This is a genomic window from Promicromonospora sukumoe 327MFSha3.1 (genome assembly GCF_000385135.1).
GTDB classification, from domain to species: Bacteria; Actinomycetota; Actinomycetes; order Actinomycetales; family Cellulomonadaceae; genus Promicromonospora; species Promicromonospora sukumoe_B.
The window spans coordinates 1,624,931-1,651,864 of the sequence record NZ_ARQM01000010.1 but is presented as its reverse complement, the minus strand read 5'-3'; the positions used below and the strand labels follow the sequence as shown (position 1 = coordinate 1,651,864).

Genomic DNA, 26,934 nt, shown 5'->3' with positions numbered 1-26,934 from the left:
CGCTCATTCGGCACTCCCCTTGGTCGGCCCGGTTCCGGCAGGTGGCGCAGTTCCGGCAGGCGGCGCAGCCACGGTCTCGCCCGCGACGACGACGCACGGCACGAGCACGTCGGCGACGGGCTGCCCGGGCTCGTCGAGCATGCCGACGAGCGTGTCGATGGCGAGGCGGCCCACCTCGCGGCGCGGGATCTGCAGGCAGTCCCAGCGGACCGGGGCCTCCGGGCCCACCCCCTCGAGGACGACGACGGAGACGTCGCGCGGCACCGTGAGCCCGCGCGCGGCGAGCCGCTCCGCGAGCGGGTTGGCCAGCCACTCGGCGTCGGCGACGACGGCGGTGACCGCGCCGTCGGCGACGGCGTCGAGCCAGGCGGGGTCGCCGTCGGCCGAGCTCGAACCCGGACCCGGACCCGGGCTCGCGGGCGAGACGTCCCGCAGCCCCCGGCGCGCCACGGCGGACTCGTACCCGCGCCGCCGGTCCGCGTACGACTCCTCGTCGATGCCGCTGCTCAGGTAGCCGATCCGCGTGTGGCCCAGGTCGGCCAGGCGGTCGACGATCGCGGCGGCGGCCGACTCGTAGTCGGGCACGACGCACGTGATCCGCGTGCCCGGCACCTCGCGGCGGCCGATGTGCACGAACGGGTAGCCGTCGGCCTCCAGCCGGGCCAGCTCGGCCCGGTCGGCGGCGACACCGAGCAGCACCGCGCCGTCGGCCACGTTGAGGCGGTTGACGCCGTCGCGGTAGACGCGGCGGCGTCCGTCGCTGCCGCCCGTGGAGGTGAACAGCACCAGGTCGTGGTCGATCTCCTCGGCCCGCTCCTCGATGCCGAGCAAGAACTCGAAGTAGAAGTCCTCACGCGCCCGCGGGAAGACCGCCTCGAAGGTGTGCACGCCGAGCAGGCGGTTGCGGCCGGTACGCAGCTTGCGCGCCGTCGGGTTGGGCACGTAGCCCAGCTCCTTGATCGCGTCCTGGATGCGCCGGACGGTGGCCTCGGGGATACGTGCGGCGTCCGTGTCCCCGCCGATCACGCGGGACACGGCGGACTGCGAGACGCCGGCGAGCCGGGCGACGTCGGACTGGCGGGGCGCCCGGGCGCGGCGCGGGGTGGTGGTCACTCGTTCTCCTGGGTGATCGTGCGGTCGGCGGCGTGCAGCCAGCAGCGGGCCCAGCGCCCGTCGCCGAGGTCGGCACGCGGCGGTGCCTGCGTGCGGCACACGTCCATGGCGAACGGGCAGCGGGGGTGGAACCGGCAGCCGGGCGGCGGGTCGATGAGGCTGGGCGGCTCGCCCAGGCCGTCGGCGTCGGCGTCGAACAGCGCGTCCCGGTCGCGCGCGCCGCGCCCGGGGTCGGGCGAGGACTCCACGAGCAGGCGGGTGTAGGGGTGCTGCGGGTCGGCGATGACCTGCTCCTTGGGCCCGCCCTCGACCATCTCGCCCGCGTACATCACCACGACGTCGTCGCAGAGGTAGCGGGCGCTGGCGATGTCGTGCGTGATGTAGAGCAGGGCCAGGCCGTCCTCGGTGCGCAGCCGGTCGAGCAGGTTGAGCATCTCCAGGCGGATCGACACGTCGAGCATCGAGATGGGCTCGTCGCCGAGCAGCACCTTGGGCTCCACGGCCAGGGCGCGGGCGATGACGACGCGCTGGCGCTGCCCGCCGGACAGCTCGTGCGGGAACTTGTCGGCGTACTGCTCGGCGGGCGTCAGGGCCACGCGCTCCAGCAGCTCCCGCACCCGCCGGTCCAGCTCGGCCTTGCCGCGCACACCGTGGTGCAGCTTCAGGGGCCGCTCCAGGTTGTGCCGCACACGGTGCAGCGGGTTCAGGGAGCCGAACGGGTCCTGGAAGATGAGCTGGACGTCCTTGTGGTACGAACGCTCCACGCGCCCGCGTCGCTGCCGCACCGGCACGCCCTCCAGCGCGATCTCGCCGCTCGTGGGGGTGTAGAAACCGGCGAGCAGCCGGGCCAGCGTCGTCTTCCCGCTGCCCGACTCCCCCACCAGCGCCACCACCCGGCCGCGGTGCAGGTCGAGCGTGGCACCTTCCACGGCGCGCACCACGGAGCGGGCGCCGACGGCGGAGCGGACGGCGAAGTGCTTGGTCACGTCGACGGCGGCAAGCACGGGCGGTTCCGGCGCGGCGACAGGGGCCGACGGCGCGGGGGTGGTCGCGGTCATGACGCTCCTCCTTCGGTGCGGGCGGACGCCGGGCCGGACGCCGGGCCGGACGCCGGGTCAGGTACCGGGTCCGGTCTCCCGGTCGGTTCGTGCAGCCGGCAGGCGACGGAGTGCCCGCCCTTGGTCACGAGCTCCGGCAGGTCCGTGTCGCAGCCCGCGAACCGCTGGGGGCACCGCGGGTGGAACGGGCACCCGGACGGCGGACGGCGCAGGTCGGGCGGCGTGCCCGGGATCCCGGTGAGCCTGGTGAGGGGCGCGTGCAGCGGCGGGAACGAGTCGCGCAGGCCGCGGGTGTAGGGGTGGCGCGGGTCGTCGTAGAGCTCGCGGGCGGTGCCGAGCTCCACGATGCGGCCGGCGTACATGATGGCGATGCGGTCGGCGAGCTCCAGCAGCAGCGACAGGTCGTGCGTCACGAAGACGACGGCGAACCCCAGCGTGCGGCGCAGGCGCAGCACCTGGGCCAGGATCTGCCGCTGCATGACGACGTCGACCGCCGTCGTCGGCTCGTCCATGACCACCAGCTCCGGACCGCACGCGAGCGCCAGCGCGATGCTGGCGCGCTGCCGCATGCCGCCGGACAGCTCGTGCGGGTAGCTGCGCGCCCGGTCCCCGGAGATGCCGACCGTGGCGAGCAGCTCGGCGGCGCGCGCCCAGGCGGCGTCCTTGGTGAGGGTCCGGTCGTGGGTACGCAGCGCGTCGGCGAACTGCGCGCCGAGCCGCATCACCGGGTTGAGGGCGTCCATGGCGCTCTGCAGCACGATGGACAGGGACGTCCAGCGCAGCGCGCGCAGCGCCTTCGGGGTCGCGGTGACGAGGTCGATCGCGGGTCCGCCGTCGCGCGGGTAGAACACGATGCTGCCCCCGGTGGTGACGGCGGGCGGGCGCTGGAGCCTCGTGAGAGCCGTGATCAGCGTGGACTTGCCGGAACCCGACTCACCCGCGACGCCCAGGATCTCGCCGCGGCGCAGCGTGAAGGTGACGTCGGCGCACGCGCGCACCGGGTCGCCGTCGGTCACGTACTCGACGGTGAGGCCGGTGACGTGCAGGACGTCGCCGTCGGCTCGCCGCGCGGAGGTGGTGCCGGCGTCGGGCCGGTCGGTGTCAGGCACGAACTGGGTGACCATCACGCATCACTCCCTACGGTGGTCTCGGCAGCCTGGGCACGGCGCACCACGGAGCGGCGGACCGTGCGCAGCTTGGGGTTGGCCAGCTCGTCGACGCCGAAGTTGACCAGCGTCGCGGCCGTCGCGACCAGGGCGATGCACAGGCCCGGCGGCACGAACCACCACCACATGCCGCGCAGCACCGCGCTCTGCTGCTGGGCGGCCTGGATCATGGTGCCCCAGCTGATCGCGCCGGAGTCGGAGATGCCGAGGAAGGCGAGGCCCGCCTCGGCCATGACGCCGCCGATGACGCCGGACAGGAACATCGCGGCGATCCAGCCGGTCAGGTGCGGCAGCACCTCGTGGAACAGGAGCCGGTGGTGCGGCTCGCCGAGGGTGCGCATCGCCAGCACGAAGTCGCGGTTGCTCACGCTCATCGCCTGCGCGCGGATGGTGCGGGCGCCGCCCGACCAGCCGAAGAAGCCGATGATCAGCGCGATCACCCACAGCCCGGTGCCCTGCATGTAGCCGGCCACGATGAGGATGAGCGGCAGCACCGGCATCACGATGAACAGGTTGGACAGGAAGTTGAGCCAGGAGTCGGTGCGCCCGCCGAAGTACCCGGCGGGCAGCCCGACCAGGATCGCGAGCGCCGTGCCGATCACGGCCGAGAGGAACCCGACGAACAGGGAGCCGCGGGCGCCCTCGATGGTCTGGGCCAGCACGTCCTGGCCGAACTGGGTGGTGCCGAGCCAGTGCGCGGCGCTGGGTGGCTGGCCGATGGCGGTGAGGTCGTTGGCGCGCGGGTCGAGGCCGGGGATGCTCGCCGTCAGCCAGGGCCCGAGGAGGGCCAGCAGCACGAAGAAGCCGATGACCGACAGGCCGACGCGGACCTTCCAGCCTCTGACGAGACCTGCACCGAGGAGTCCGGTTCTCATGGCGCTCACCCCTGTTCCCGGATGCGCGGGTCGAGCACCACGTACAGGGAGTCGGCCAGGAGGTTGGCGAGCAGCGTCGCGAGCGTCACGATCAGGAAGACCCCCTGCATCATCGGGTAGTCGCGCTTGTTGAGGGACTCGAACAGCAGGTAGCCGATGCCGGGGTAGCTGAACACGGTCTCGGTCAGCAGGGCCCCGCCGATGACGCCGCCGAGCGCCATCGCGAACCCGGTGAAGCTCGGCAGCATGGCGTTGCGGGCGGCGTACCGCAGGATCACGCGGCCCCGCGAGAGGCCCTTGGCCTGGGCGAGCAGCACGTAGTCCTCGCGCACGGTGGTCACGGTCATGTTCCGCATGCCGAGCAGCCAGCCGCCGAACGCGGAGAACACGATGGTCGCGGCGGGCAGCGCCCCGTAGTGCAGCACCGAGGCGAGGAACGGCAGGTTGAACCCCTCGGCGAGGTTGGCGTCGTAGCCGCCGGACAGCGGGAACCAGCCGAGCACGAACCCGAACACCCACAGGGCCAGCAGCGCGACCCAGAAGTACGGCACCGACGACAGGAACGCCGTCAGTGGGGTGAGGATCGAGTCGAGCCGGCTGCCGGCCTTCCACCCGGCGATCACGCCGAGGCCGGTGCCGAGCACGAACGCGAGCACGGTGGTGGTGCCGACCAGCAGCAGCGTCCAGGGCAGCGCCTCCAGCACGAGCTCGCTCACCGGCACGGGGAAGTTGACGACGGAGACGCCCAGGTCGAACCGCGCGAGCTGCCCCAGGTACCCCACGAACTGCTGGGCGAGGTTCTGGTCGGGGTCACCGAAGATCGCCCGGATGCTCTCCAGGGTCTCCGGCGGCACCTGCTGGCCGCTGACCCGCTGCAGCTCCTCCACGATGGCGGACGACGGGTCGCCCGGCATGAGGCGCGGCAGCAGGAAGTTGAGCACGATCGCCGCGGCCGCGGCGGCGGCGTAGAAGCCGAGCCGGCGCAGCAGGAACCCCCAGCGGCGCACCGCCCGGACCGCTGCGGGCGGGTCCGCGGCCGCACGCACCGGCGTCGCCGGCGCCTCCGTCGTCGTCACGGTCAGCCTTCCGTGGGCTCGAGGTCGAGCATCGTCAGGATGAGGTCCGGCCCCATGCCGACGAACGGGATGTGGTCGAAGTCGTCCGGCGTGGGCCAGCCCGACCAGCGCTTCGCGTTGATCTCGACGAAGTAGAAGTTGTCGTACAGCGGGCTGAACGGCACCTCGTCGACCACGAGCTCCTGCATGCGCAGGCCCAGCTCCTTGAGCTCGGCCTCGTCGTCCGTGCTCTCCATCGCGGCAATGATCTCGTCGGCCTCGGCGTTGGACCAGCGGCCCTGGTTGAGCGTGGCCGACTCCCCCACGGGCACCACGAAGTCGCTGTCGAGGAAGCTGTAGACGCCGTAGACGCCGGCCCCGCCCGTGGACGCCGCGGTGATGTCGAAGTCGCCGAGGTTCATCGCGTCGTAGTAGCCGGCGGTGGGCTGCCCGGCGGGCTCGACCTCGATGCCGAGCGTGTCACGCCAGCCGTTGATCATGATGTCGGCGTAGCTGCCCCAGGCCCAGTCGTTGTTGAACAGGATGGTGGGGCGGTAGCTCTCGCCGTCCTTGACCAGGGCGCCGTCCTTCACGGTCCAGCCGCCGTCGGCCAGCTCGGCCTTCGCAGCCTCGGCGTCGACGGGCCAGGGGTCGGCGAGCTCGGGGTTGATCCAGTCGGCGTAGACCGTCGCGTTCAGCCCGGTCGGGCCGGACTCGGTGCCGGGTCGCTGCAGCGTGGTCGTGATGGCGGTGCGGTCCACGGTCATGGCCAGCGCGCGGCGCACGTGGACGTCGTCGAACGGGGGCTTGCCGGCGTTGAACATCGCCGACATGGCGCCGCCGTTCGGGTAGAGCTGGTACAGGTTGTGCTCCGGGTCCTTGGCCGTGTACTCCTGCTCGCCGTTGGCCCACGAGCCCTGCGCGATGTCGATGTCGCCGCGCAGCAGCTGCGCCTTGGCGGCGTCCGCGCTGGTCGGGATGATCTTGTACGTCGACATCGGCAAGTCGCCGCCCCAGTAGTCGTCGCGCGCGGTGAGGGTGACCTGCTGCGGCTTGAACTCGGCCAGGGTGAACGGGCCGGTGCCGATCGGCTCCGGGTTGGTCCAGGTGTTGAGGTCCTGGTCGCGCCAGACGTGCTCGGGCACCATCGGCAGCAGGATGTTGGCGAACTGCTTGACCGTGGCGAACGAGGGCGCGGCGAACGTGACGGTGAACGTCAGGTCGTCGACCTTCTCGGCCTTCTCGTAGGTGACGCCCGCGATGGAGAACTCCGGCTGCTCGATCGGCAGGTTCAGCGAGAAGACGGCGTCGTCGGCCGTGAAGGGCTCGCCGTCGGAGAAGGTGACGCCGTCGCGCAGGTGGACCGTGAGCGTGGTGCCCGCGTCGTCGAACTCCCAGCTCTCCGCGAGCCAGGGCTCGACCACGGCGCCGTTGCTGTAGTCGACGCGCATGAGTGGCTCGTAGACCAGCTCCATGTTGGGCGCCTTGTCGACCGCGGGGCCGACCACGTTGTAGTTGTGGACGAACGTGGTGCCGCCGTCCGTCTTGCCGTAGATCATCGTGTCGTCGCGCCCGCCGGCGGTCCCGTCGCCGGACGGCGAGCCGCCCGCGCAGGCCGAGGTGAGCATGACGAGTGAGACGACCAGCGCTGAAACGCGCCGTCCGAACGATCGTGCGTGTCCCATGCCAGATCCCTTCCGCTTCGTCGAGGTGGATCGATCGCTGGTGAGGCGATGCTCATACGTATGAGCAGTCTGCCGCGGCGATGCGGAGGCCTGCTCCTACGTATGAGCGAGGACATTAGGGGCGGGTCGGGCGGGGTGTCAATGCCTCGGCGGCGCGGGACTCAGGGCAGTCTGCGTGCGTCGGGCGGTAGCTCGTCGGCGATCGCCGCGTCCACGAACTGCACCAGCGAGTGCTCCGGGCCGAGCGTGAAGCGTTTGGAGACCTTGAAGGCCGGGAGGGCCGAATAGTGCGCGCTCTCGACCGCCGCGGTGCGCTGGCCTGCGTCGTAGGTCCAGCGTGCGGCCGCGCTGTTCCGCACGATCACCTCGCCGATGTAGGCCCCCATGCCCAGGCTGAATCCCCTGTCGAGGTCGGCGTCGGAGGCTGACTCCAGCAGGGTGCCGATCAGAACCTCGAGCGCCGTGACCGACCCGACCGTGTAGTCGAAGAGGTCGGAGCTTCGGGAGTTCCGGACGAACTCGTCCGCGAGACTCCGCATGATGTCGGCGGTCTCGGCGTCGGTGGGCGGTCGGTCGTCGTCGGTTTCCTTGGGCTTTCTGCGCCACCAGCTCATGCGGTCATCATGTCAGCCTGGTCGGTCGGTGCGTCTTCCGGCGAGTGCCCGACGTGCCCGCTGCCGGGCGGCGGCAGAGCCTGATGACGGCGCCGACGACGGCGGCCGGCAAGGTGCGCTTCTACCCAGTCATTGGGCCCGAAACCACGCTGATTCCGGGCCCAATGACTGGGTAGAAGCCACCTCCGCCCCAGCAGTTCGCAGAAACGTTGACCGGGTCCGTATCCAGCGGCCAGGATTGCCGCCGTGACCTCGTCGAACAGGAGCCGCGACCGGCTCCGCGCCCTCGCGGCCGAGACCGTGGACGCCGTCCGGACCGGCTCCTACGAAGCGGCCGGGCGACGCGTCGACATCGCCGACCAGGTCGCCGCCGCCGTCGCCGGGACGCGCCTCGTCCTCCCGGACACGCCTCTGCTTGGGGCCACCACCTGGCCCGGCCCCGCCACCGTCGAGGTGCGCCACGAGTCGAGCCTGGCTGCCGCACGGCGCCTCGGGCCCGACACCGCCTGCCTGGTCTTCGCCTCGGCGCGCAACCCGGGCGGCGGCTTCCTCAACGGCGCCCAGGCCCAGGAGGAGGCGATCGCGCGCAGCTCGGCGCTGTACGCGACCCAGACCGCCGTCCCCGAGTTCTACGAGCACCATCGGCGCGAGACGTCGCTGCTGTACACGGACCGGGTCATCGTCTCGCCCGGAACGCCGGTGATCCGGGACGACGACGGCGTCCTGCTCGCCGTCCCCTACCCCGTCACCTTCCTGACGGCGGCCGCCCCGAACCGTGCCGCCGTCGAGCGCAACCAGCCCGAGGCAGCGAACCAGGTCTCCGCCACGCTGGCTCGCCGCGCCGGCCGGGTGCTCGACGTCGCCGCCGCCCACGGCAGCCGGCGGCTCGTGCTCGGCGCATGGGGCTGCGGGGTGTTCGGCAACGACCCGGACGAGGTCGCGACCACGTTCGCCGAGGCCCTGGCGTCCCGTCCGTGGTTCGAGCACGTCGCGTTCGCGATCCTCGATCCCCGGCCTGGACAGCCGGTGCTCAGGGTCTTCGAGCGGGCGCTGAAGGTGCCGACGGCCCGGACGTGAGTCCCGTGCGTGCCCGGTCCTGGGCCCAGATCTGGTAGCTACCCACCACCCGTCGTCTTCTCGATCGTGATCACGTCCGGCATCGCCAGGTTCCGCCACCGCTCCAGGTCCGGCTCGGTCGCGGTGAGCTCGGCGGCGAGCAGCGTCCACGCCGTCCCGTGTCCGACCAGGACGACGTCACGCCCGGGATGCTCCGCGACGATCTGTCGCACCGCGTCGACCACCCGCGACCGCGTGTGGCTGATCGGCTCCCAGCCCGGACGCACCTCGGAGCTCGGGGTCGCGAACGCCTCGCGAACGACGGCTGCGAAGTCGGGCACCCATCCCGTGCCGATGCGCAGTTGCTCCTGTAGGTCCTCCACCACAGGCACCTCTCGCCCCGCCAGCAACAACGCAGTGCGTGCTGCTTTCGGCTCGGGCGAGGTGAACCAGACGGCGTCGTCCGGCCACGGCGCGCGCGCCGCCAGGTCCGTCACCTGGTGCTCGTACTCCGGGTCCAGGACCCACGTCGATGCCGGAACTGCCGGGTCGATGATCGGGCGGCCGTGCCGGATCAGATAGAGAACCACCGCGCAAGGCTATGCGGCTCCCACGGGTAGACACTCGCCACCCTGACTGACACACCACCCTTCGCGGCGTGCGTTCGGGCCGCCCGGGTGCGACCGCCCAGGTGCAAGGAGCACCAAATCATCCTGTTCGGGTGACGTCGGCACCGCCTATTTCGACGATGTTGGTTCCGAACCCGGCGGCGGGCATGCGCGGCGGGTAGCAAGGAGAACCGACATGAGCCAGCCGACACCCCTCCCCCGGATCTTCCGTCGCCCCGTCGACAACACCGAGTCTCGCGAGTCGTCGGCCCTGCTCGTCGGCGCGGGTGCCTTCGTGGTGGGGGCCGTCGTGGGGTTCTTCGTGTTCCGGGACGGCGGCGTGCCGATCACCGGCCGCGGCTCGATCGGCGACTTCGCCGCCCTTGGCGGTGCGCTCGTCGCGATCGTCGCGTTCCTCCTCGGCTGCGCCCTGCGGCGCACCCAGACCCGGCGCGAGTCTGCGGACGACGACGTCCGTCCGCGGCTGCGCTGGTTCGACATCGCAGCCCTGTCGCTGGCGCACGCCGTCATCGCGCTGCTGGGCTGGATCGGCGCGGCGTCGGTCGTGAGCCGGAGCTTCATCGGCGCCACGGCGTACTCGACGTCGGCCGCGCTGCTCGGCGGCGTCGCCCTCGCCGTGACCGCCTACGTGGCATTCCTGTCCGCGGTGAACCTCACCCCGATGATGCTGTCTCTGGTACTGGCGGTGTTCCTGACCGTGGGCGTCTTCGCCAGCATGCTCAGTGCCACCGATCCGCTCTGGTGGCAGGAGAACCTCAGCGCCCTCGGGATGAACGACGACGTCTCCTCGCTCGCGTTCAACCTGACGCTCGTCATCGCCGGCGCGGTGGTCACGATCATCGCGAACTACGCGACCGCGTACCTCCCGCACGCCACGCACCGGGAGGTACGCGGACGCCGCAGGGTCCGTCTGGCGCTCGTGCTCATCGGCGTGCTGCTGGCGTGCGTCGGGATTTTCCCCGTCGACGACTTCCTGATCGCCCACAACATCTCCGCCACGGGCATGGTGATCGTCTACGTCGTGCTGGTCGCCCGAATGCGCCGCCTGCTCCCATCGATGCCGCCGGTGTTCGTGCTGCTCGGCTACATCTACGTCGCCTGCATCGTGGTCCTGGCGGTCTTCTTCATCACCGGGTACTACAACCTGACGGCGGTCGAGCTCGTCGTGGCGGTGCTCATCTTCAGCTGGATCATCGTGTTCCTGCGCAACACCGGCGCGGTCGAGCAGGCGCGGGACGAGTCGGTGCTGCGGCAGAGGGCGCTCAACAACTAGGGGTGTGGGCGAACGCTGTCACGCTCACCATGCGCCTCGCCGATTCCCGGGCACCATAAGGTTGTCGGCACGCTACCCCAGCACCCGCACGCAACACGGAGGACAGCGATGAGCATCGAGACCCCGCGCCACACCGCCACGGCGACCACCCACATCGCCGAGCCGCCCGAGCGGGTCTGGGCAGAGCTGACCCACCCGGGGGCGCGGTGGATGCTGGGCGCGAACGTCGAGACGGACTATCAGCCGGGCAGCCCGATCACCTTCGAGGGGCACTTCTTCGGCCGCGTCTTCGCCGACAAGGGCACCGTCATCGCCGTCGACCGGCCTCGCCTGCTGCACTTCACGCACTTCGCACCGCTCAGCGGCCTCGCGGACGCACCCGAGAACTATCACGAGATCCGCATCGAGCTCACGCCCGACGACGACGGCACCCGCGTCACCGTGACCCAGGAGAACATCGACACCGCGCAGCACGCGACGGCGTCCGAAGGGCACTGGAAGGACGCGCTCGCCACGCTCGCCCACCGGGACGACGGCTCGGGCCCGACCCACTGGTGACCGCCTCCCGGTGAGGCGACGGGACTACTGCGCCAGCACCGCGTAGCCCGGGCCCAGCGGCAGGTAGTCCGTGTCGAAGTCGGCGAGCGACGGCGGCTCGCCGCCCTCGACCGCGGCCACCAGGCGGTCCAGGTACCACTCCCAGCCCGGGCCTGTCTCGGGCAGCGTCTTCGGGTCGAGCTCCTTCTGCCGCAGGGTCAGCGTGGTGCCGCCGTCCACCTCGGCGAGCTCGGCGCTGAGCCGCCAGTTGCCGAACTCGTCCTCGGCGCTCACCGCGAGCAGCCGCGGCGGCTCGCAGGCGTCCACGCGGAACGGCGCCGGCGCGCCGGGCTCGGCCTCCGCGTTCATGGTCACCAGCACGGTGCCGCTCGCCGGGTCGCCGGTCCAGGTGCCGAACCAGCGAGCCAGGCGGTCCGACTCGGTCACGCTCGCCCACACGTCGTCGATCGGCACGCCGAACCGGCGCACCAGCACCAGGGTCCGGCCGTCGTCCTCCAGGGTTCCGGTCAGGTTCATGCGCTCTGCTCCTCCGTGGTCGTCGTGCCCGAAGTGGCCGTCCCCCGACGCCGGTCCCGCGCGGCCCGACGCACCTCGGTACCGAGCGCGTCGAGGTTCGCGACGGAGACCGGCGCCCGACGCGCGGTGAGCGCGCCCAGGAGCTCGCGCACCTCTGCGAGCGGTGCGGGATCGAGCGTGTAGCGCCGCTCGCGACCCTCGTCGGTCCCCCGCACGAGCCCCGCCTCGCTCAGCACGCGCAGATGCTTGCTGATCGCCGGGCGCGACACCGCGTGCTCCGCCGCGAGGTCCACCACGCGCGCCGGGCCGTCCGCGAGCCGCAGCAGCAGCTCGCGGCGGATCGGGTCGGCGATGGCTCCGAAGACGTCCATACCCAAATGGTAACCCCTCGGTTACCAATTGGCGAGGGGCCCGCCGCTCCAGAAGCCTCTTGGCAGAACACTCACACCTCCGAGGGGGTAACGCTGAGCTAACAGTGCTAGCTCAGCGTTACCCCCCTGGCGGAGTAGTCCCTTCCATCGCGCGCGCGGCGCTCCGGGTTCAGTCCGCCAGGAGGCCCGGGAGGACGTCGGACACCCGGACGTCGACGACGGCGCCGCCACCCTCCGCGAACGCCTCGACGCCGACCGCACCCGGCTCCGGGAAGACCAGCTCGCTCACCACGACCTCGCCGTCGTTCGCCAGGGCCTCGACGCTCATCGAGTCGGTCAGCACGTCCAGCGTGAGCGCGCCGTCGACCAGCCGGACGGGCACGCGCCGGGGCGTCGCGAAGCCGTCGTGCGCCACGATGCCCGAGGCAGAGCGGTCGAGGACGAGCTCGCCAGCCGCCCGGTCGTAGCCGATGCGCGTGCCGCACGACTCCCCCACCAGCACCCGGATCCCGGCGAACGCCGCGGAACCAGGCACGATTCGCGCCCGCACCCGCTGCTGGAGGGCGGCGCCCCGGCCGACGACGACCGCACCGGCACCGTCGCCACCCACGGCCAGCCCGTCGACCGACACCACCTCGCGCTCAGCACGATCAAGCTCCGGCGAGAACCGGCTCACCAGGCGCAGCACACCGTTCACGGCCCGCAGCGCGAGGTCGCGCGGCGCCGACATGATGCCCTGCCACGGCGAGGTCGGCGCCCGGAACGCCTGGCCCATCCAGCCGATCAGCACCCGGCGGTCCAACCCGTTGAACGTCGCCGCCGCGTACAGGTCGGCGCCGTGGTCCACCCGCCCCGTGGGCACCGCGGCGTCCGCGACGAAGTGTCCGCCGTCGAAGTCACCCACCACGTAGTGCTGCCCCGGCCCTCCCGTCGAGAGCACCAGCACCCAGCGCACGTCACCACCCGCGACACCGCCGGCCCCGGAAGCCTCCGCCACCAGCGGGAACAGGTCCGGGCACTCCCACATCCCCGGCAGCCGCGGGTCGGTGAAGGTGCTCGCGGTGCGCCAGGCCAGCAGGTCGTCCGAGACGTTCACGACCAGCCGCGACGCGTCGGCGTCCACCGCGACCATCACCCAGTGCCCACCTTCCGGCGGGCCGAACCAGAACACCTTGGGGTCGCGGTAGTCGGTGCGGTCCCGGTCATCCACGGGGTTGCCCGCGAACTTCTCCCACGTGCGCCCACCGTCGGTACTGAACGCCACCGACTGCGCCTGCTTGCCGCCGTGCACCGGGTGGTCCCGGTAGGCGCTCGTGTACAGCGCGACGAGCGGCGGCGCCCCGGCAGAACCGAGCCCCGAGGTGTTGGCCGCGTCCACCACGGCGGATCCCGAGAAGATCATCTCGTGCTCCGTCGCGGGGATCGCCACCGGGTGCTCGGTCCAGGTCAGCAGGTCGGACGACGTCGCGTGCCCCCAGGCGATGTCGCCCCACTCCGGGGCGCCCGGGTTGTGCTGGAAGAACAGGTGGTACGTGCCGTCGTGGAACAGCAGGCCGTTGGGGTCGTTCATCCAGTTCCGGGCCGGCGAGAAGTGCAGGCGCGGGCGGTAGGGCTCGGTGGCGGCAGGTTCGCTCGTGGGCATGGACGCTGAGGCTAATCAGCGCCCACACCGATCGTCAATAGGTATTTATCGCGGCTTCGCGGTCGACTCCCGCACCACCAGCGGGCAGTCCACCAGTTCCTCGTGCGGCGTGCCCGACGCCGGCTTGACCAGCAGCTCGGCCGCCCGCAGGCCCATCTCGCGGTGCGGCAGGCGCACCGTCGTCAGCGCCGGGTGGATCGCGTCGGCCAGCGCCTCCTGGTCGTCGTAGCCCACGATGCTCACGTCGTCCGGCACGCGCAGGCCGCGTTCGTGCAGGGCGAGAAGCGCGCCGAGCGCCATCTGGTCGTTGCCGCAGATCAGCGCGGTGGGCCGGCCGGCGTCGAACAGCTCGTTGGTGATCCGGTAGCCCGACCGGGAGCCGTAGTCGCCGTTCCGGCGCACCACGCGCGAGGGGTCGGCCGACGCTGCCCGCAGGGCGTCGTCCAGCCCGGCCGCGCGCTCGCCGGCGGCGAAGTCGTCCGCGGGTCCGCCCAGGAACGCGAGGTCGCGGTGCCCCAGCTCGAGCAGGTGGGCGGCCGCGCGGCGTCCGCCCTCGCGGTCGTCCGGGAGCACGGTGCCCTCGCCCGTACCGCCGGACTCCGGCCAGCACCCGACGAACAGCTCCCGGGTCTCGCCGAGCTGCCGGTTCACCGTCACGGGACCCGTGCCCGCGGAGGCGTGCACGATGCCCGTCACGCCGCGGTCGAGCAGGTCGGCCACGGCCTCGTCGCCGTCGTGCCCGTCGACGTCGATCACCATGCAGACGTGCCCCGCCGCGCGCGCCGCGGTCTGCATCCCCGCCAGCAGCGCGCCGGCGAACGGGTGCGACGCGACGCCGTAGGAGACCACCCCGAGGGTCGTCGACCGGTTCAGCCGCAGCTCCTGGGCGCGCCGGTTCAGGCGGTAGCCGAGCGAACGGGCCGCCTCCAGGATCCGCTCGCGCGTCTCGGCGGCCACCGGGATGTCACGGCGGTCGTTCAGCACGAACGAGACGGTCGACTGCGACACCCCCGCCTCGCGGGCGACGTCGTTCATCGTCGGCCGGCCGACCTTGGCGCGAGCGCCCACGGCCTCCGCCGCCCCTGCCCCGGTCCCAGCCCCAGACCCTTCTGTCATCAGTACCTCCCGTCCGCAGACTACCGTCGCGCAATTCGGTCAATACCTATTGACGATGCCGCGACCCCTCTGCTTCACTCATCGCCCAATAGGAATTGACCACCTCAGAGAGGAGGGGACGGATGCCATTGCCGCCACTGTCCCGCCGGTCGCTGCTCCGGGCCGGGGGTGTCGGACTCGCGCTCGCGGCGACGACAGCCCTGGCCTCGTGCGCGCCGCCGTCGGACCCGAAGGCCCTGAAGATCGCGTTCTTCGGGGACCAGAGCGGGGCGGACGAGCTGCGCGCGCGGCTCGAGGAGCCGGTCCGCGCGCTCGACCCGACCATCCGGCTGGAGATCAACGCGACGCCGGGCACCGACTGGAACGAGTTCTTCGCCAAGCTGCTCACGCAGATCGCCGCGGGCAGCCGCCCCGACATCGTGAGCGTCGCCACCGAGGGCGTGCAGCTCATGGCCGGGCGAGGCCTGGCCGCGCCGCTGGACGAGTACGTCACGCGCGACCTGGCCGAGCTCCAGGACTACTTCGACGACGTCTCCCCCGCGCTGGTCGAGGCGATGATGTACGACGGCAGCCTGTTCCTGCTGCCGCTCGACTACAACGCCGGGAACATGTACTACAGCCCGCTGCTGTTCGAGCAGGCGGGCCTGGACCTGCCCGCGCCCGACTGGACCGTCGACGACTTCTACGACGCCGGCCGCGCCCTGGCCCGCATCCCCGACATCAACGCGTACGACTGGGTGGTGCGGCTGTGGGGCAGCTGGACCTCGTTCCTCTACGCGAACGACGGCAACCTGCTGGCCGAGGGCCGCGCGCCCGGCGGGCAGTGGCTGTGGGACGCCGCCTACGCGGGCAACCCGGCGGCCGCCGGCCGCGGTGGCGGCTGGGCCTGGGGCGACCCGATCGCCAACTCCCCCGCCGCGGTCGAGGCCCTGGAGCTCATGATCGAGCTGCGCAGGGAGGGCATCGCGCCCTCGCCCGACGTCGGCGGCGGCCAGACCTCGCAGGCCCTGTTCGCCGCGGGCCGGGTCGGGATGAGCGTGGGCGGCGGCTTCTGGGCCGGCGGCCTGCACAACGCGGGCATGGCGCCGGGCTCGTTCGACGTCCAGTACTTCCCGCGCTGGAAGTCGCAGCGGCACCTGTTCGGCACGGCCGGCTACTCGATCCTGGAGACCTCCGACAAGAAGGACCTGGCCTGGGAGGTCATCAAGCGGCTCACGTTCCCGGACGCGTTCGACGTGCTGTTCCCGGGCAACGTGACCACTCCCGCGCGGCAGTCGCTGTCCACCGCGAAGCGGTACGAGACCACGGGCCCGGAGCACTGGGACGTGTTCAGCAGCACGCTGACGGAGTTCCCGGAGACGGCGCCGATCCCGGCCCCGATCTACTTCAACGCCCTGTCCACCGCGCTCAACCAGCGCACCACCGAGGCCATCGCCACCGGTGACGCGCGGGCCGCGCTCGACGGGCTGCAGATCGACCTCGAGACGGCGGCGGGGGCGGTCGCATGAGCGCCGTCACGCCCCCGCGCACCGCGCCCGCCCGGCGCGGCACGCCCACGGGACCCACCGACGGCGTCCGCCGCACGCCCGCCGCACGCCGCAGCCGCCGGGCCGAGGCCGCCTTCGGCTACGCGATGATCGGCCTGGCCGGGGCCGCGATCCTGCTGTTCACGATCGGGCCCATCCTCGCCTCGTTCGGGCTGTCGTTCTTCGCCTGGGACATCATCACGCCGCGCCGGTTCGTGGGCCTGGACAACTACGCCGCGATCGGCGGCGACCAGCGGGTGGTGCACTCGTTCGGGGTCACGGCCGTGCTGGCGTTCTCGATCGTGCTGCTCCAGGTCGCCATCGGGCTGTTCCTCGCCCTGCTCGTGGACCAGCGTCGCCGGGCCTCGACCAAGGCCGTGTTCCGCACGGTGTTCTACCTGCCGCTCCTGGCGTCCACGGCCGCGGTGTCCATCTTCATGACGTACATGTTCAACGAGCGGTTCGGCGTCGTGAACTACTACCTGCGCCTGCTCGGCAGCAGCGGCGTGCCGTGGCTGACCAGCGACGCCGGAGCCGTCGTGACGATCGTCTTCGTCGCCGTCTGGCAGTCGGTCGGGTTCACGTTCGTGCTGTTCGTGGCCGCCCTCGCCGGGCTGCCCCGCGACGTCATGGAGGCCGCCGAGATCGACGGCGCCGGGCCGGTGCGCTCGCTGCTGCGGATCAAGCTGCCGCTGATCAGCCCCACGGTCTTCTTCGCCTGCGTGATCGGCCTGATCAACGCGATGCAGCTGTTCGACCAGGCCTTCATCATGACCAAGGGCGGGCCGGGCACGGCCACCACGACCATCACGATGGTCATCTACCAGACGGCGTTCCAGAACCTGCAGTTCGGGTACGGCTCGGCCATCTCCATGGTGCTCTTCGCGGCGCTCATCGCGCTGACCGGACTGCAGTTCACTCTCTCCCGGAGGCTGGTGTTCTACTCGTGACCGCTCCCTCGTTCTCCCGGTCGTCCCTGTTCGAACGATCCTCCCTCACGCGCCGCATCGGCCGGGGAGCAGGACTCGTCGTCCTGGTCCTCGCCGCGACGGTCGCCTTCGGCCCGCTGCTGTGGACCCTGACGACGTCGCTGCGCGAACCCGCCGAGTCCTTCACCAACCCGCCGGTCTGGCTCCCCCTGGAGCCCGACTTCTCCAACTACGCCGCCGTGTTCGGCGAGGTGTCGCTCGGCCGGTTCTTCCTGAACAGCGTGATCGTCACCGGCCTCATCGTCGGGGCCCAGATCATCACCTGCACGCTGAGCGGGTACGCGTTCGCCATGGTGCGCTTCCCGGGGCGCGGCGCGATCTTCGCGCTGTTCCTGGCCACCATGATGGTGCCCGTCCAGACCACGATCATCCCGGTGTTCGTGCTGATCAGCCGCATGGGCCTGTCCGACAGCCTGGCCTCGCTGATCCTCCCGGCCATCGGCAGCGCGTTCGGCACGTTCCTGATGCGGCAGTACTTCCTGCAGATGCCCGTCGAGCTGGGTGAGGCTGCGCGGGTCGACGGCGCCTCCCGCTTCCAGGTGTTCCGCCTGATCTACGCCCCGATGGCGACACCGGCCATGGCCACGCTCGCGATCCTCGCGTTCACCGGGTTCTGGGCGGAGTTCTACCGGCCGCTGATCTTCCTGCAGTCGCAGGAGAACTTCACGCTGCCGCTGGGGCTCGTCACGCTCCAGGGCACCTTCGGCACCGGCAGCATCTCGGTGGTGCTCGCGGGCGTGATCCTGTCCATGATCCCGAGCGTCATCCTCTTCGTCGTCGCGCAGCGGCGGTTCGTCGAGGGCATCACCGCGGGCTCGTTCCGCTGACCGGGTGGGCCGCCCCGGGGGACGTTCGTCACCCGCGGGGCGGCCCGACCGAACCGCGCTCGACCAGGTGCACGTCGAGCGCGACGGGCTCGCGACCGCCGTCGCCGGCCCCGGCCCCGCGCTCGATCTCGTCCAGGACGATCCGCGACGCCTCGGCGACCTTCGCGGGCATGTTCTGGGCGATCGTAGTCAGCCCCGGGGTGGTGTACCGCGCGAAGTCGAGGTCGTCGAAGCCGATCACGGACACGTCGCCGGGCACGGACCCGCCGGCCTCCGCGATACCCGCCATGATGCCGACGGCGAGGTGGTCGGCCGTGGCGAACACCGCCGTCACCCCGGGGTGGTCGTGGCGCAGCCGCAGGCCCAGGCGCCGTCCGTCCTCGAACGAGGTGAGCACCTCGACGGCGCCGACGTCGTCCGGGTCGAGCCCCGCCGCCAGGCAGGCCTCGCGGAAGCCGGCCCAGCGCTGCCCGACCACGCCCATGCCCTGGTAGGGCGGCCCGGCGAACAGCACGCGGCGGTGTCCGGCGTCGGCCAGGCGCTTCCCGGCGAGGCGGCCCCCGCCGTCGTCGTCGCTGCGCACGCCGATGGCGCGCGGGTTGGCGGAGTAGCTGTCGATGGCGACGAGCGGCACGGTGTCGACGCGGAGCCGGTCGATCTGCTCGTCGGGGAACTCGACGAGCACCACGCCGTCGAGCGACCAGCCGCGCACGGTCTGCGCCACCTGGTCCTCGTGCTCGATGCCGCGCAGCAGCACGTGGTAGCCGTGATGGCGCAGGTGGGTCTCCATGCCGCCGACGACGGCGACGGTGTGCGGGCTGACCAGCAGGCTGTTGTTCTCCCCCACCGGGACCAGCGCCGCGACGATGTGCGAGCTGTTCGCCGCGAGGCTGCGCGCCGGGATGTTCGGCACGTAGCCGAGCCGGGCGGCGATGCCCAGGACCTTCTCGATCGTGGCGGGCGAGACGCGGGCGCGCTTGCCGTTCATCACGTTCGAGACGGTCATGACGCTGACGCCGGCCTCGTCCGCGATGTCGCTCAGTCGTGTGGTCACGCGCACTCCCCCGTCGGCATCCGGCTCCAGCCGCATCCTAGGTGGCCCTTGACCCGGAACTCGGAGTGGCCGTACCGTTCCAGCGAAGTTTACCGCTAAACCTCGTCGCCCACCGACGACACAGCACGTGCGCATCCCGGTCGAAGGAGATCCCATGCCGCGCAGAACTGACACCCGCACCATCCCCGCCTGGCGCAGACGCCTGGCCCTGCTGGCGGCCCTCGCGGTCGCCGGCTCCGCCCTCGTGACCGCGACCGCGGCCGAGGCGGGCGCCGCGACCACCCGCTACCAGGCCGAGCAGGCCGCCCTGTCCGGCGGCGCCGTCGTCTCCACGGAGCACTCCGGCTACACCGGCTCCGGCTTCGTGGGCGGCTACACCGACGGCAACAAGGGCGCCGCAACGACGACGTTCGCGGTCACCGCGGCGACGTCCGGCCCGCACACGCTGGCGCTGCGCTACGCCAACGGCACGGGCTCGGCCAAGACCCTCACGCTCCTGGTCGACGGCGCCGCCCAGCAGGTCACGCTCCCGGCGACGGCGGGCTGGACCACCTGGGCGACCCGGAGCACGGCCGTCACGCTGAGCGCGGGCAGCCACTCGGTCGCGTACCGGTTCGGCTCGGGCGACTCCGGCAACGTGAACCTCGACGCGCTCGACGTCGCGGACACCGGTGGCTCCACCGGAGCCGACTACGGCCCCGGCCCGACGTTCGAGGCGGAGGCCGCAACCCTCGCGGGCGGCGCCGTGACCGCAACCGACCACACCGGCTTCTCGGGTTCCGGGTTCGTGGGCGGGTTCACGGACGGCAACGCCGGCTCGGCGTCGGTCACGTTCAAGGTGCAGGTCGCCGGTGCCGGAGCCAAGGACCTCACGGTCCGGTACGCGAACGGCACCGGCTCTGCCCGCACCCTCTCGCTGTACGACGGCGGCACCCGGCTGACGCAGCTCTCGCTGCCCGCGACCGCGAGCTGGGACACCTGGGGCACGGTGACGCACACCGCCACGCTGAGCGCGGGCAACCACGACCTGCGGCTGGCCTACGCCTCGGGCGACAACGGCAACGCGAACATCGACAGGCTCGACGTCGGCGCGAACGTGCCGCCGCAGCCCGCGGGTCCGGGCGAGGCCGAGAACGCCTACCGCTCGGGCAACGCGGCGGTCGCGAGCGCCACGGGCGGCTTCACGGGCGCGGGCTACGTGGGCGGCTTCACGACGGCGGGCGCACGCGTGCTGCGTACGGTCCAGGCGGGTGCGGCGGGCACGGCGACGGCGACGTTCCGGTTCGCGACGCCCGCGGGCGCGCGCACGCTCGACCTGCTGGTCAACGGCCGGGTCACGGGTCAGGTGAGCTTCGCCGCGGGCAGCGGGTGGCGCACCGCGACGGCGAGCGTGCCGGTCCGGGCGGGCGTGAACACGGTGGGGCTTCGGGCGGCCGGCTCAGGGGCCGACGTGCTGGTCGACAGCATCGCCGTCTCGGGCGAGTCGGACCTCGCGGCGCGCGGCGCGTCGACGTCGTACACGCAGTACGAGGCCGAGGCCGGGTCGACGACCGGGACCAAGCTGGCGCCGTCGCGCACCTACGGCACGGTGCAGGCGGAGTCCAGCGGGCGCAGCGCGGTGCGGCTGGACGCCGTCGGCGAGAAGGTGGACGTGACCCTCACGGCCCCGGCGAGCGGGCTGGTGGTGCGCTACTCGATCCCGGACGACGCGGCCGGGACCGGGCAGACGTCGCCGCTCGCGGTGTACGCGAACGGGACCAAGCTGAAGGACGTGACGCTGACCTCGGCGCACGCCTGGCAGTACGGCGAATACCCGTTCCGCAACGACCCGTCGCTGGGCGCCGCGCACCGGTTCTACGACGAGCTGCGGTTCGAGATCCCGGAGCAGGCGGCGGGCACGGTGCTGTCGCTGCGGAAGGACTCGGGCGCCGTCGCGCACATCGACGTCGACCTGGTCGAGGCGGAGCGAGTCGCGGCCGCGCTCACCGCGCCGTCGGGCGCCGTCTCGATCACCACGCACGGCGCGACGTCGGGCGGGGGCGACGACACCGCGGCGATCACGGCGGCGGTGGCCGCCGCGAAGGCCGCGGGCGTGCCGGTCTGGATTCCCGCCGGCACGTTCCACGTGAACGACGCCGTCCGCGTCACGGGCGTGACCGTGCTCGGCGCGGGCCCGTGGCACTCGGTGATCGTGGGCACCGGCCGGGCGGGCGGCTTCTACGCGACCGGTGGCGGCGTCACCATCGCGGACGTCGCGATCTTCGGCTCGGCCACGGTCCGGGAGGACGCCGAGGGGCAGGCCGCGATCGAGGGCGACTTCACGAGCGAGTCCCTGCTGCAGAACATCTGGGTGCAGCACACCAAGGTGGGGCTGTGGGTGCGGCCGGGCTCGCGGGACGTGCTCGCGGTCGGGCTGCGCGTGCGCGACACGTACGCCGACGGCGTGAACCTGCGCTCGGGCGTGACCAACGCGCAGGTCACCCAGTCGACGTTCCGCAACACGGGCGACGACTCGCTGGCCATGTGGTCGGACGGCGGCGCCGTCAGCGGCAGCGTGTTCTCCTTCAACACGGTCCAGGCCCCGGCGCTGGCCAACGGCCTGGCCGTGTACGGCGGCGGGGGCAGCAACCGGGTCGAGGACAACCTCGTGGCCGACACGGTCAACGCGGCGGCGGGCATCGCGGTCAGCACGCGGTTCGGGGTGCCGTTCACGGGCACGACGACGGTGGCGCGCAACACGCTGACCCGCACCGGCAGCCGGGAGCCCAACTGGCCGGCCGAGCTCGGCGCGCTGTGGATCTACGCCGACGTGCACGCCGTCGACGCGCCGATCGTGATCCGCGACATGACCATCCAGGACAGCACCTACGCGGGCGTGCTGATGTCGTGGCAGAAGTCGATCCAGCAGGTGAGCCTGGACCGGGTCACGATCACGGGGTCGGGCACCTACGGCATCGAGCTGCACGCCGCCGGGAGCGCGTCGTTCGCGAACACGACCGTGTCCGGGTCCGGGACGGCGGGGCTGCTGAACGACATGGGGTTCGTGCTGGACCGGCAGGGTGGGAACTCGGGGTTCTGATCCCCTGATCCCGGGGCGGCCCGGGCCCTTGGTGGCCCGGGCCGCTCTCCCGGCGTCGGCTACTTGCCTCCCGTCGTCGCGATGCCCTGGACGATGTACTTCTGCCCCACGAGGAACACGACGAACACCGGGACCAGGCTGACGACCGACATCGCGAACAGCGGACCCCAGCTGCTGGCGCTGGTCGAGTCCACCAGCGAGCGCAGCGCGACCGACGTGCTGAACATCGCCGGGTCGGTGAGGTAGATGAGCTGGGTGAAGAAGTCGTTCCAGGTCCAGATGAACGTGAAGATCGTGGTGGTCACCAGGGCCGGGCGCATGAGCGGCAGCAGGATCTGGGCGTAGATCCGGAAGAACCCGGCGCCGTCGATCCGGGCGGCCTCGTCCAGCTCGCGCGGGATGCCGCGGATGAACTGCACCATGAGGAACACGAAGAACGCGTCGGTGGCCAGCAGCTTGGGCACGATGAGCGGCCAGAACGTGTTGACCCAGCCGAGCTGGGAGAAGATCACGTACTGCGGCACGATCACGACGTGGATCGGCAGCATGATGGTGAGCAGCATGATGCCGAAGAACACGCGCCGACCGCGGAACCGCAACCGGGCGAACGCGTAGGCCGCCATGGAGCAGGAGACCAGGTTGCCGACGATGGCGCCGAGCGCGATGAGGCTGGAGTTGACCAGGTACCGGCTGAACGGGAGCCCGGCGCTGTCCCAGCCCTCGACGAAGTTGGCGAGGTCGTCACCGACCGGCCACAGGCCGGGCGTGGTGAAGATGTCCGGCTCGTCGCGGACGGCGCTGACCAGCATCCAGGCCAGCGGGTAGGTCATCGCCAGCCCGATCAGGATGACGACGAGGTGCTTGGTGGCTGTCTTGAGCGCGTCAGTCGTCATAGAACACCCAGAATCGTGAGGCCCAGAAGTTGATGGCGGTGAAGGCGGCGACGATCACCAGCAGCACCCAGGCCATGGCGGACGCGTACCCCATCTGGAAGTTCCCGAAGCCGGTCTGATAGAGGTACAGCGTGAAGAACATGGTGGAGTCGGAGGGGCCGCCGGTGCCGCCCGAGACGATGAAGGCCTGAGTGAACGCCTGGAACGCGTGGATGATCTGCAGCACCACGTTGAAGAAGATGATCGGCGTGATCAGCGGCAGCGTGATCCGGGCGAACCGCGCCCAGCGTCCGGCGCCGTCCACGGCGGCCGCCTCGTAGAGCGAGACGGGCACCTGCCGCAGGCCGGCCAGGAAGATGACCATCGGGGCGCCGAAGGTCCAGACGTTGAGCACCACGAGCGTGCCGAGCGCGGTGTCGGGGTCGGCCACCCAGGCGGGGGCGTCGTGCACGCCGAGCAGCGCGAGCCCCTGGTTGACCAGGCCGTCCGCGCCGAACAGGCGCCGCCACAGCACGGCGACGGCCACCGACCCGCCCAGCAGCGAGGGCAGGTAGTACACCGACCGGTAGAAGGCCAGGCCGCGCATCCCCCGGTTGAGCACCACCGCGATGCCCAGGGCGGCGGCGAGCTGCAGCGGCACGGAGACGAACACGTAGACGAACGTGACCCCCAGCGAGTTGAGCAGCCGTTCGTCGTCGAGCATCTGCAGGTAGTTGGCGAGCCCGAGGAACTCGGGGGGCTGGAGCAGGTTGTAGTCCGTGAGCGAGACGTACAGGGAGGCGACCATGGGCCCGGCCGTGATGAGCACGAGGCCCGCGAGCCACGGCACCAGGAAGAGGTAGGCGGCGCGCTCCTCCTTGCGCGCTGCCTCGCTCAGCGCCTGGGAGCCCTTGTGCGCGCCCTGCCTGCGCAGCGTGCGCAGCTCGCCGAGCGCGCTCATCGCAGCACCCGCGCGGCCTGCTCGAAGAACTCGGTGGCGGCGTCGGACACGCCCGCCTCGCCGAATGAGATGTCCTGGCCGAGCTTGGTGAACAGGGTGAGCAGCTCGTTGTAGCCGAGCGGCCAGGCCGGGGGCGCGGGCGGGACGACGTCGGCGATACGGCCCACGTAGTCGACGGCGCGCTGCTCGGCGGACCCGGCGTCCAGGTCCAGCAGGCCGATCGCGCGCTCCGAAGGCGGCACGCCGAGCACGATGCCGAGGGTGCGGATGGCGTCGTCGTCGTTCACGAGGAAGTCGATGATCCGGGCCGCCTCGTCGGGCTGCGAGCTCGTGGACGCGATGGACCAGAAGTCGAGGCACTTCACGAACAGGCCCGACGTCCCGGTGCCCGCGGTGGGCGGGGTCAGGATGTCGAGCGGTCCGTCGAGGAAGGGCTGCACGAACGCGACCTGCTGCACCCAGCCGAACCCCACGGGCGTGGTGCCCTTGGCCAGCGGCCAGGTGTCGAAGCCCGCGACCTCGGCCGACACGGCCGCCGGGGGCGCGCCCCGGTTCGCCCGCAGGTCGTCCCAGTAGGCCCACCACTCCTCGAGCACGCCCTGGTCGAACGCGAGGTTCGAGCCGTCGGCCGTGAACATCTCGGTGCCGTGCTCGCGCACGTACGACTCGAAGAGCTGCAGGCTGCCGCCCTGGTCCATGGACCCGTACACGTCGTCGCGCGCGGCGCCGACCTCCTTGGCCCAGGTGCCGAAGTCGGCCCAGGTCCACGACTCGTCGACGTCGGGCACGCCGAGTGCGGCGACCAGGTCGCGGTTGACGAACGCGGCGTTGGCGATGGAGCTCTGACTGACGCCGTAGTAGGCGCCGTCGATCCGAGCGCTGTCGGCGATGTCGGGGGCCATGTCGTCGATGCTGATCAGCTTGCCGGTCTCGCTGGTCTTACCGAGGTAGGCCGAGAGGTCGGTCAGCGCGCCGCGGTCGGCGTAGTCGGCGAGGTAGCTCATCGACATGCGCATCACGTCCGGGGCCGACCGGCCGGCGGTCTGGGTGGCGAGGCGGTCCCAGTAGTCGTCGAACGCCGAGAACTGCGCCACGACGTCGACGTCGGGGTGCTTGCTGCCGTAGAGCCGGACCAGCTCCTGCATCGCCTCGTGGACCGGGTCGCCCCCGTACCAGCTCAGGCCGGGCTTGCCGGGCGGCGATCCCTTCGGTCCGCACGCCGCCAGGGACGACGCGGCCAGGGCAGCCAGCGTCACGCCCAGGAGCTGGCGGCGGGTGAGGTCGGGCGTCATGCGGGTGTTCCTTGCTCGGCGCCGGCCGTGCCGGGATCGAAGACCCAGTTGTGGGGCGCGCGCTTGGCCGTGTACGCGCCGGTGGGCAGCTCGTCCTGGGCGCGGAGCATCCACTGCGTCAGGCGCCACAGCAGGTCCGCGCGGGCCGTGGCGTACGCGGGGTCGTCGAACAGGTCGTGCACCTCGGTCGGGTCGGCGGCGAGGTCGTACAGCTCGCCGCTGCCGTCGCTGTGCACGATCAGCTTGAGGTCGCCGCGGCGCAGCATCCGCGAGCGCCCGCTCTGGGTGACGGTGTTGAGCTCGTCGAACGTGCGGCCCTCGTACGGGAAGTGCAGGGGCGGGCGTTCGTCGGCGCCGTAGGTGAGGCCGCCGAAGCCGCGTTCGGCGTAGAGGTCGTCGAACTCGGGTGACGTGCGTGCGGCGTCGAGCAGGAGGGGCGCGAGGCTGCGGCCGGTGACGCCGTCGGGGATCGCGGAGCCGACGAGCTCGGCGATGGTGGGCAGGATGTCCACGAGCGAGACCAGCTCGCCGCGGGTGCGGGCCGCGACCGGTCCGCCGCTGAGGAAGAACGGGATGCGCATCAGCACCTCGGGCATGCCGGCGCCCTTGCGCTGCAGGCCGTACTCGGCCACGTAGTCGCCGTGGTCGCTGACCATGATGACGAGCACGTCGTCGCCGAGGGTGGCCCAGACGTGCTCCATGAGGCGGCGCACCTGGTCGTCGAGCAGGCGGAGCTGGCCGCAGTAGTTGGCGCGGTAGCGGGCGCGCTCGTCGTCGTACCCGGGGCGCTTCTCCTCGACGAGGTCGCGGAGCCACGCCCAGTGCCCGCCCTTGGCGGCGGCGACGTCGGGGCCGTGCAGGCGCTCCGGGATCTCGTCGGCGGGGAACATGCTGAAGTACGGCTCGGGCACCTGGTACGGGTTGTGCGGCTCGGGGAACGAGACCCAGAGGAAGGTGGGCTGTGCGGTGCCCTGCTCGCTGGCCTGCTCGGCCGACTCGGTGACGGCCTCGACCGCGTCGGAGACGATGCGGTACGGGAGGGAGCCCTCCAGCGGGTGCGGCGTCGGCTCGGGGGCGACGCCGTGGTCGAGCTCGTCGAGCCACCGGTCGAAGGCCGCGTGGCCCGGGGTGTGCTGGGGGCCGCCGGTGTGCCAGTACGGGCCGCGGTAGGCGTCGAAGTCGTCGGGGCCGCGGTGCATGTGGGGCTTGCCCGCGAAGATGCGGTGGTAGCCGGCCTCCCCCAGCACGTCGAGCAGGTCGCGGTCGAACCGGGCGGAGTCGGGCGTGCTGTTCTGGGTCACGCCGTGCGCCGACGGGAACCGCCCGGTCAGGAGGCTCACGCGGGCCGGCACGCACAGCGGGGAGCTGGTGTAGCCCCGCTGGAAGTCGGTGCCGCGGGCGGCAAGCTCGTCGAGGAACGGGGTGGTGTCCACCGGGAACCCCGACCGGGCCGACAGGTCCGCCCGGTGCTGGTCGGTCATGATCAGGACGATGTGCGGCGCGTTGGCCGGCGCTTCCATGTCTTCCCCTCGCGGTGGCTTCGTTGCCGGTGGTGCCTGTCGTGTCGCCCGGCGTGGTGCCCGGCGGAGCGGGCGGCATCGTGGGCA

24 protein-coding genes are annotated in these 26,934 nt (G+C 71.8%); 7 read left to right on the top strand and 17 right to left on the bottom strand.

The window, feature by feature from the left end:
* Positions 1-3: 3 nt before the first annotated feature.
* The 7 genes from H291_RS0111120 to H291_RS32425 form a co-directional block, all read right to left on the bottom strand.
* Entirely contained in the window at positions 4-1,113 is a 1,110-nt protein-coding gene (locus H291_RS0111120) for a LacI family DNA-binding transcriptional regulator (RefSeq protein WP_020015074.1), read from the bottom strand.
* Positions 1,110-2,171 (bottom strand): ABC transporter ATP-binding protein, encoded by a 1,062-nt coding sequence (locus tag H291_RS0111115; protein ID WP_020015073.1) that lies wholly within the window; start codon positions 2,169-2,171, stop codon positions 1,110-1,112. The genes H291_RS0111120 and H291_RS0111115 overlap by 4 nt, the downstream gene beginning before the upstream one ends.
* Positions 2,168-3,295 carry an ABC transporter ATP-binding protein gene (locus tag H291_RS0111110; RefSeq protein ID WP_020015072.1) on the bottom strand — a complete coding sequence of 376 codons (1,128 nt, stop codon included), beginning with the start codon at positions 3,293-3,295 and terminating at the stop codon, positions 2,168-2,170. The genes H291_RS0111115 and H291_RS0111110 overlap by 4 nt, the downstream gene beginning before the upstream one ends.
* Positions 3,295-4,212 carry an ABC transporter permease gene (locus tag H291_RS0111105; protein ID WP_020015071.1) on the bottom strand — a complete coding sequence of 306 codons (918 nt, stop codon included), beginning with the start codon at positions 4,210-4,212 and terminating at the stop codon, positions 3,295-3,297. The genes H291_RS0111110 and H291_RS0111105 overlap by 1 nt, the downstream gene beginning before the upstream one ends.
* A gap of 5 nt (positions 4,213-4,217) precedes the next feature.
* On the bottom strand, positions 4,218-5,258 hold the full coding sequence (locus tag H291_RS0111100) for an ABC transporter permease (protein ID WP_420038573.1): 1,041 nt from the start codon (positions 5,256-5,258) through the stop codon (positions 4,218-4,220).
* Positions 5,259-5,290: 32 nt separating this feature from the next.
* Complete coding sequence (locus tag H291_RS0111095) at positions 5,291-6,952, bottom strand: ABC transporter substrate-binding protein (RefSeq protein WP_198012449.1); 1,662 nt, start codon at positions 6,950-6,952, stop codon at positions 5,291-5,293.
* A 161-nt stretch (positions 6,953-7,113) separates the two neighbouring features.
* The gene (locus H291_RS32425) at positions 7,114-7,566 is read right to left on the bottom strand and encodes a hypothetical protein (protein ID WP_020015068.1); all 453 of its coding nucleotides are present in this window, start codon (positions 7,564-7,566) and stop codon (positions 7,114-7,116) included.
* 246 nt (positions 7,567-7,812) lie between these two features.
* On the opposite strand from H291_RS32425, the gene H291_RS0111085 reads away from it, so the two are divergent.
* Positions 7,813-8,643 (top strand): TIGR02452 family protein, encoded by an 831-nt coding sequence (locus tag H291_RS0111085; RefSeq protein WP_020015067.1) that lies wholly within the window; start codon positions 7,813-7,815, stop codon positions 8,641-8,643.
* 38 nt (positions 8,644-8,681) lie between these two features.
* On the opposite strand, the gene H291_RS29550 is transcribed toward H291_RS0111085, so the two are convergent.
* The gene (locus H291_RS29550; RefSeq protein WP_020015066.1) at positions 8,682-9,212 is read right to left on the bottom strand and encodes a histidine phosphatase family protein; all 531 of its coding nucleotides are present in this window, start codon (positions 9,210-9,212) and stop codon (positions 8,682-8,684) included.
* A 214-nt stretch (positions 9,213-9,426) separates the two neighbouring features.
* Between H291_RS29550 and H291_RS0111075 the strand changes: the two genes are divergently transcribed.
* Both H291_RS0111075 and H291_RS0111070 read left to right on the top strand, forming a co-directional pair.
* Positions 9,427-10,524, top strand: coding sequence for a hypothetical protein (locus H291_RS0111075; RefSeq protein ID WP_020015065.1), 1,098 nt, complete (start codon positions 9,427-9,429; stop codon positions 10,522-10,524).
* A gap of 108 nt (positions 10,525-10,632) precedes the next feature.
* Positions 10,633-11,082: an SRPBCC family protein gene (locus tag H291_RS0111070; protein WP_020015064.1), complete on the top strand. Its 450-nt coding sequence runs from the start codon at positions 10,633-10,635 to the stop codon at positions 11,080-11,082.
* A 24-nt stretch (positions 11,083-11,106) separates the two neighbouring features.
* Here the strand turns inward: H291_RS0111070 and H291_RS0111065 are convergent, their stop codons facing one another.
* The 4 genes from H291_RS0111065 to H291_RS0111050 all read right to left on the bottom strand — a co-directional run bounded on the left by H291_RS0111065 (position 11,107) and on the right by H291_RS0111050 (position 14,727).
* On the bottom strand, positions 11,107-11,598 hold the full coding sequence (locus H291_RS0111065; protein ID WP_020015063.1) for an SRPBCC family protein: 492 nt from the start codon (positions 11,596-11,598) through the stop codon (positions 11,107-11,109).
* Positions 11,595-11,969, bottom strand: coding sequence for an ArsR/SmtB family transcription factor (locus H291_RS0111060; protein ID WP_020015062.1), 375 nt, complete (start codon positions 11,967-11,969; stop codon positions 11,595-11,597). The genes H291_RS0111065 and H291_RS0111060 overlap by 4 nt, the downstream gene beginning before the upstream one ends.
* A 169-nt stretch (positions 11,970-12,138) precedes the next feature.
* Entirely contained in the window at positions 12,139-13,611 is a 1,473-nt protein-coding gene (locus tag H291_RS0111055) for a glycoside hydrolase family 32 protein (protein WP_020015061.1), read from the bottom strand.
* A 45-nt stretch (positions 13,612-13,656) separates the two neighbouring features.
* Positions 13,657-14,727 carry a LacI family DNA-binding transcriptional regulator gene (locus tag H291_RS0111050; protein WP_033325896.1) on the bottom strand — a complete coding sequence of 357 codons (1,071 nt, stop codon included), beginning with the start codon at positions 14,725-14,727 and terminating at the stop codon, positions 13,657-13,659.
* Between the two features lie 122 nt (positions 14,728-14,849).
* On the opposite strand from H291_RS0111050, the gene H291_RS0111045 reads away from it, so the two are divergent.
* From H291_RS0111045 to H291_RS0111035, 3 genes are read left to right on the top strand one after another with little or no spacing between them, the layout of a single operon-like run.
* The gene (locus H291_RS0111045; protein ID WP_026365629.1) at positions 14,850-16,235 is read left to right on the top strand and encodes an ABC transporter substrate-binding protein; all 1,386 of its coding nucleotides are present in this window, start codon (positions 14,850-14,852) and stop codon (positions 16,233-16,235) included.
* Positions 16,232-17,203, top strand: coding sequence for a carbohydrate ABC transporter permease (locus H291_RS0111040; protein WP_020015058.1), 972 nt, complete (start codon positions 16,232-16,234; stop codon positions 17,201-17,203). Before H291_RS0111045 ends, H291_RS0111040 begins: the two co-directional genes overlap by 4 nt.
* Positions 17,200-18,069, top strand: a complete 870-nt coding sequence (locus H291_RS0111035) for a carbohydrate ABC transporter permease (RefSeq protein WP_020015057.1) — start codon at positions 17,200-17,202, stop codon at positions 18,067-18,069. The genes H291_RS0111040 and H291_RS0111035 overlap by 4 nt, the downstream gene beginning before the upstream one ends.
* A gap of 28 nt (positions 18,070-18,097) precedes the next feature.
* On the opposite strand, the gene H291_RS0111030 is transcribed toward H291_RS0111035, so the two are convergent.
* Entirely contained in the window at positions 18,098-19,123 is a 1,026-nt protein-coding gene (locus H291_RS0111030; RefSeq protein WP_198012448.1) for a LacI family DNA-binding transcriptional regulator, read from the bottom strand.
* A gap of 154 nt (positions 19,124-19,277) precedes the next feature.
* Between H291_RS0111030 and H291_RS0111025 the strand changes: the two genes are divergently transcribed.
* Positions 19,278-22,202 carry a CBM35 domain-containing protein gene (locus H291_RS0111025; protein WP_020015055.1) on the top strand — a complete coding sequence of 975 codons (2,925 nt, stop codon included), beginning with the start codon at positions 19,278-19,280 and terminating at the stop codon, positions 22,200-22,202.
* A gap of 59 nt (positions 22,203-22,261) precedes the next feature.
* Here the strand turns inward: H291_RS0111025 and H291_RS0111020 are convergent, their stop codons facing one another.
* From H291_RS0111020 to H291_RS0111005, 4 genes are read right to left on the bottom strand one after another with little or no spacing between them, the layout of a single operon-like run.
* Entirely contained in the window at positions 22,262-23,095 is an 834-nt protein-coding gene (locus tag H291_RS0111020; protein ID WP_020015054.1) for a carbohydrate ABC transporter permease, read from the bottom strand.
* A complete protein-coding gene (locus tag H291_RS0111015; protein WP_020015053.1) occupies positions 23,085-24,035 on the bottom strand; it encodes a carbohydrate ABC transporter permease in 951 nt (316 codons plus the stop codon). The genes H291_RS0111020 and H291_RS0111015 overlap by 11 nt, the downstream gene beginning before the upstream one ends.
* Entirely contained in the window at positions 24,032-25,327 is a 1,296-nt protein-coding gene (locus H291_RS0111010; protein ID WP_020015052.1) for an ABC transporter substrate-binding protein, read from the bottom strand. The genes H291_RS0111015 and H291_RS0111010 overlap by 4 nt, the downstream gene beginning before the upstream one ends.
* Entirely contained in the window at positions 25,324-26,847 is a 1,524-nt protein-coding gene (locus tag H291_RS0111005; RefSeq protein ID WP_020015051.1) for a sulfatase-like hydrolase/transferase, read from the bottom strand. Before H291_RS0111005 ends, H291_RS0111010 begins: the two co-directional genes overlap by 4 nt.
* Positions 26,848-26,934: the final 87 nt, after the last annotated feature.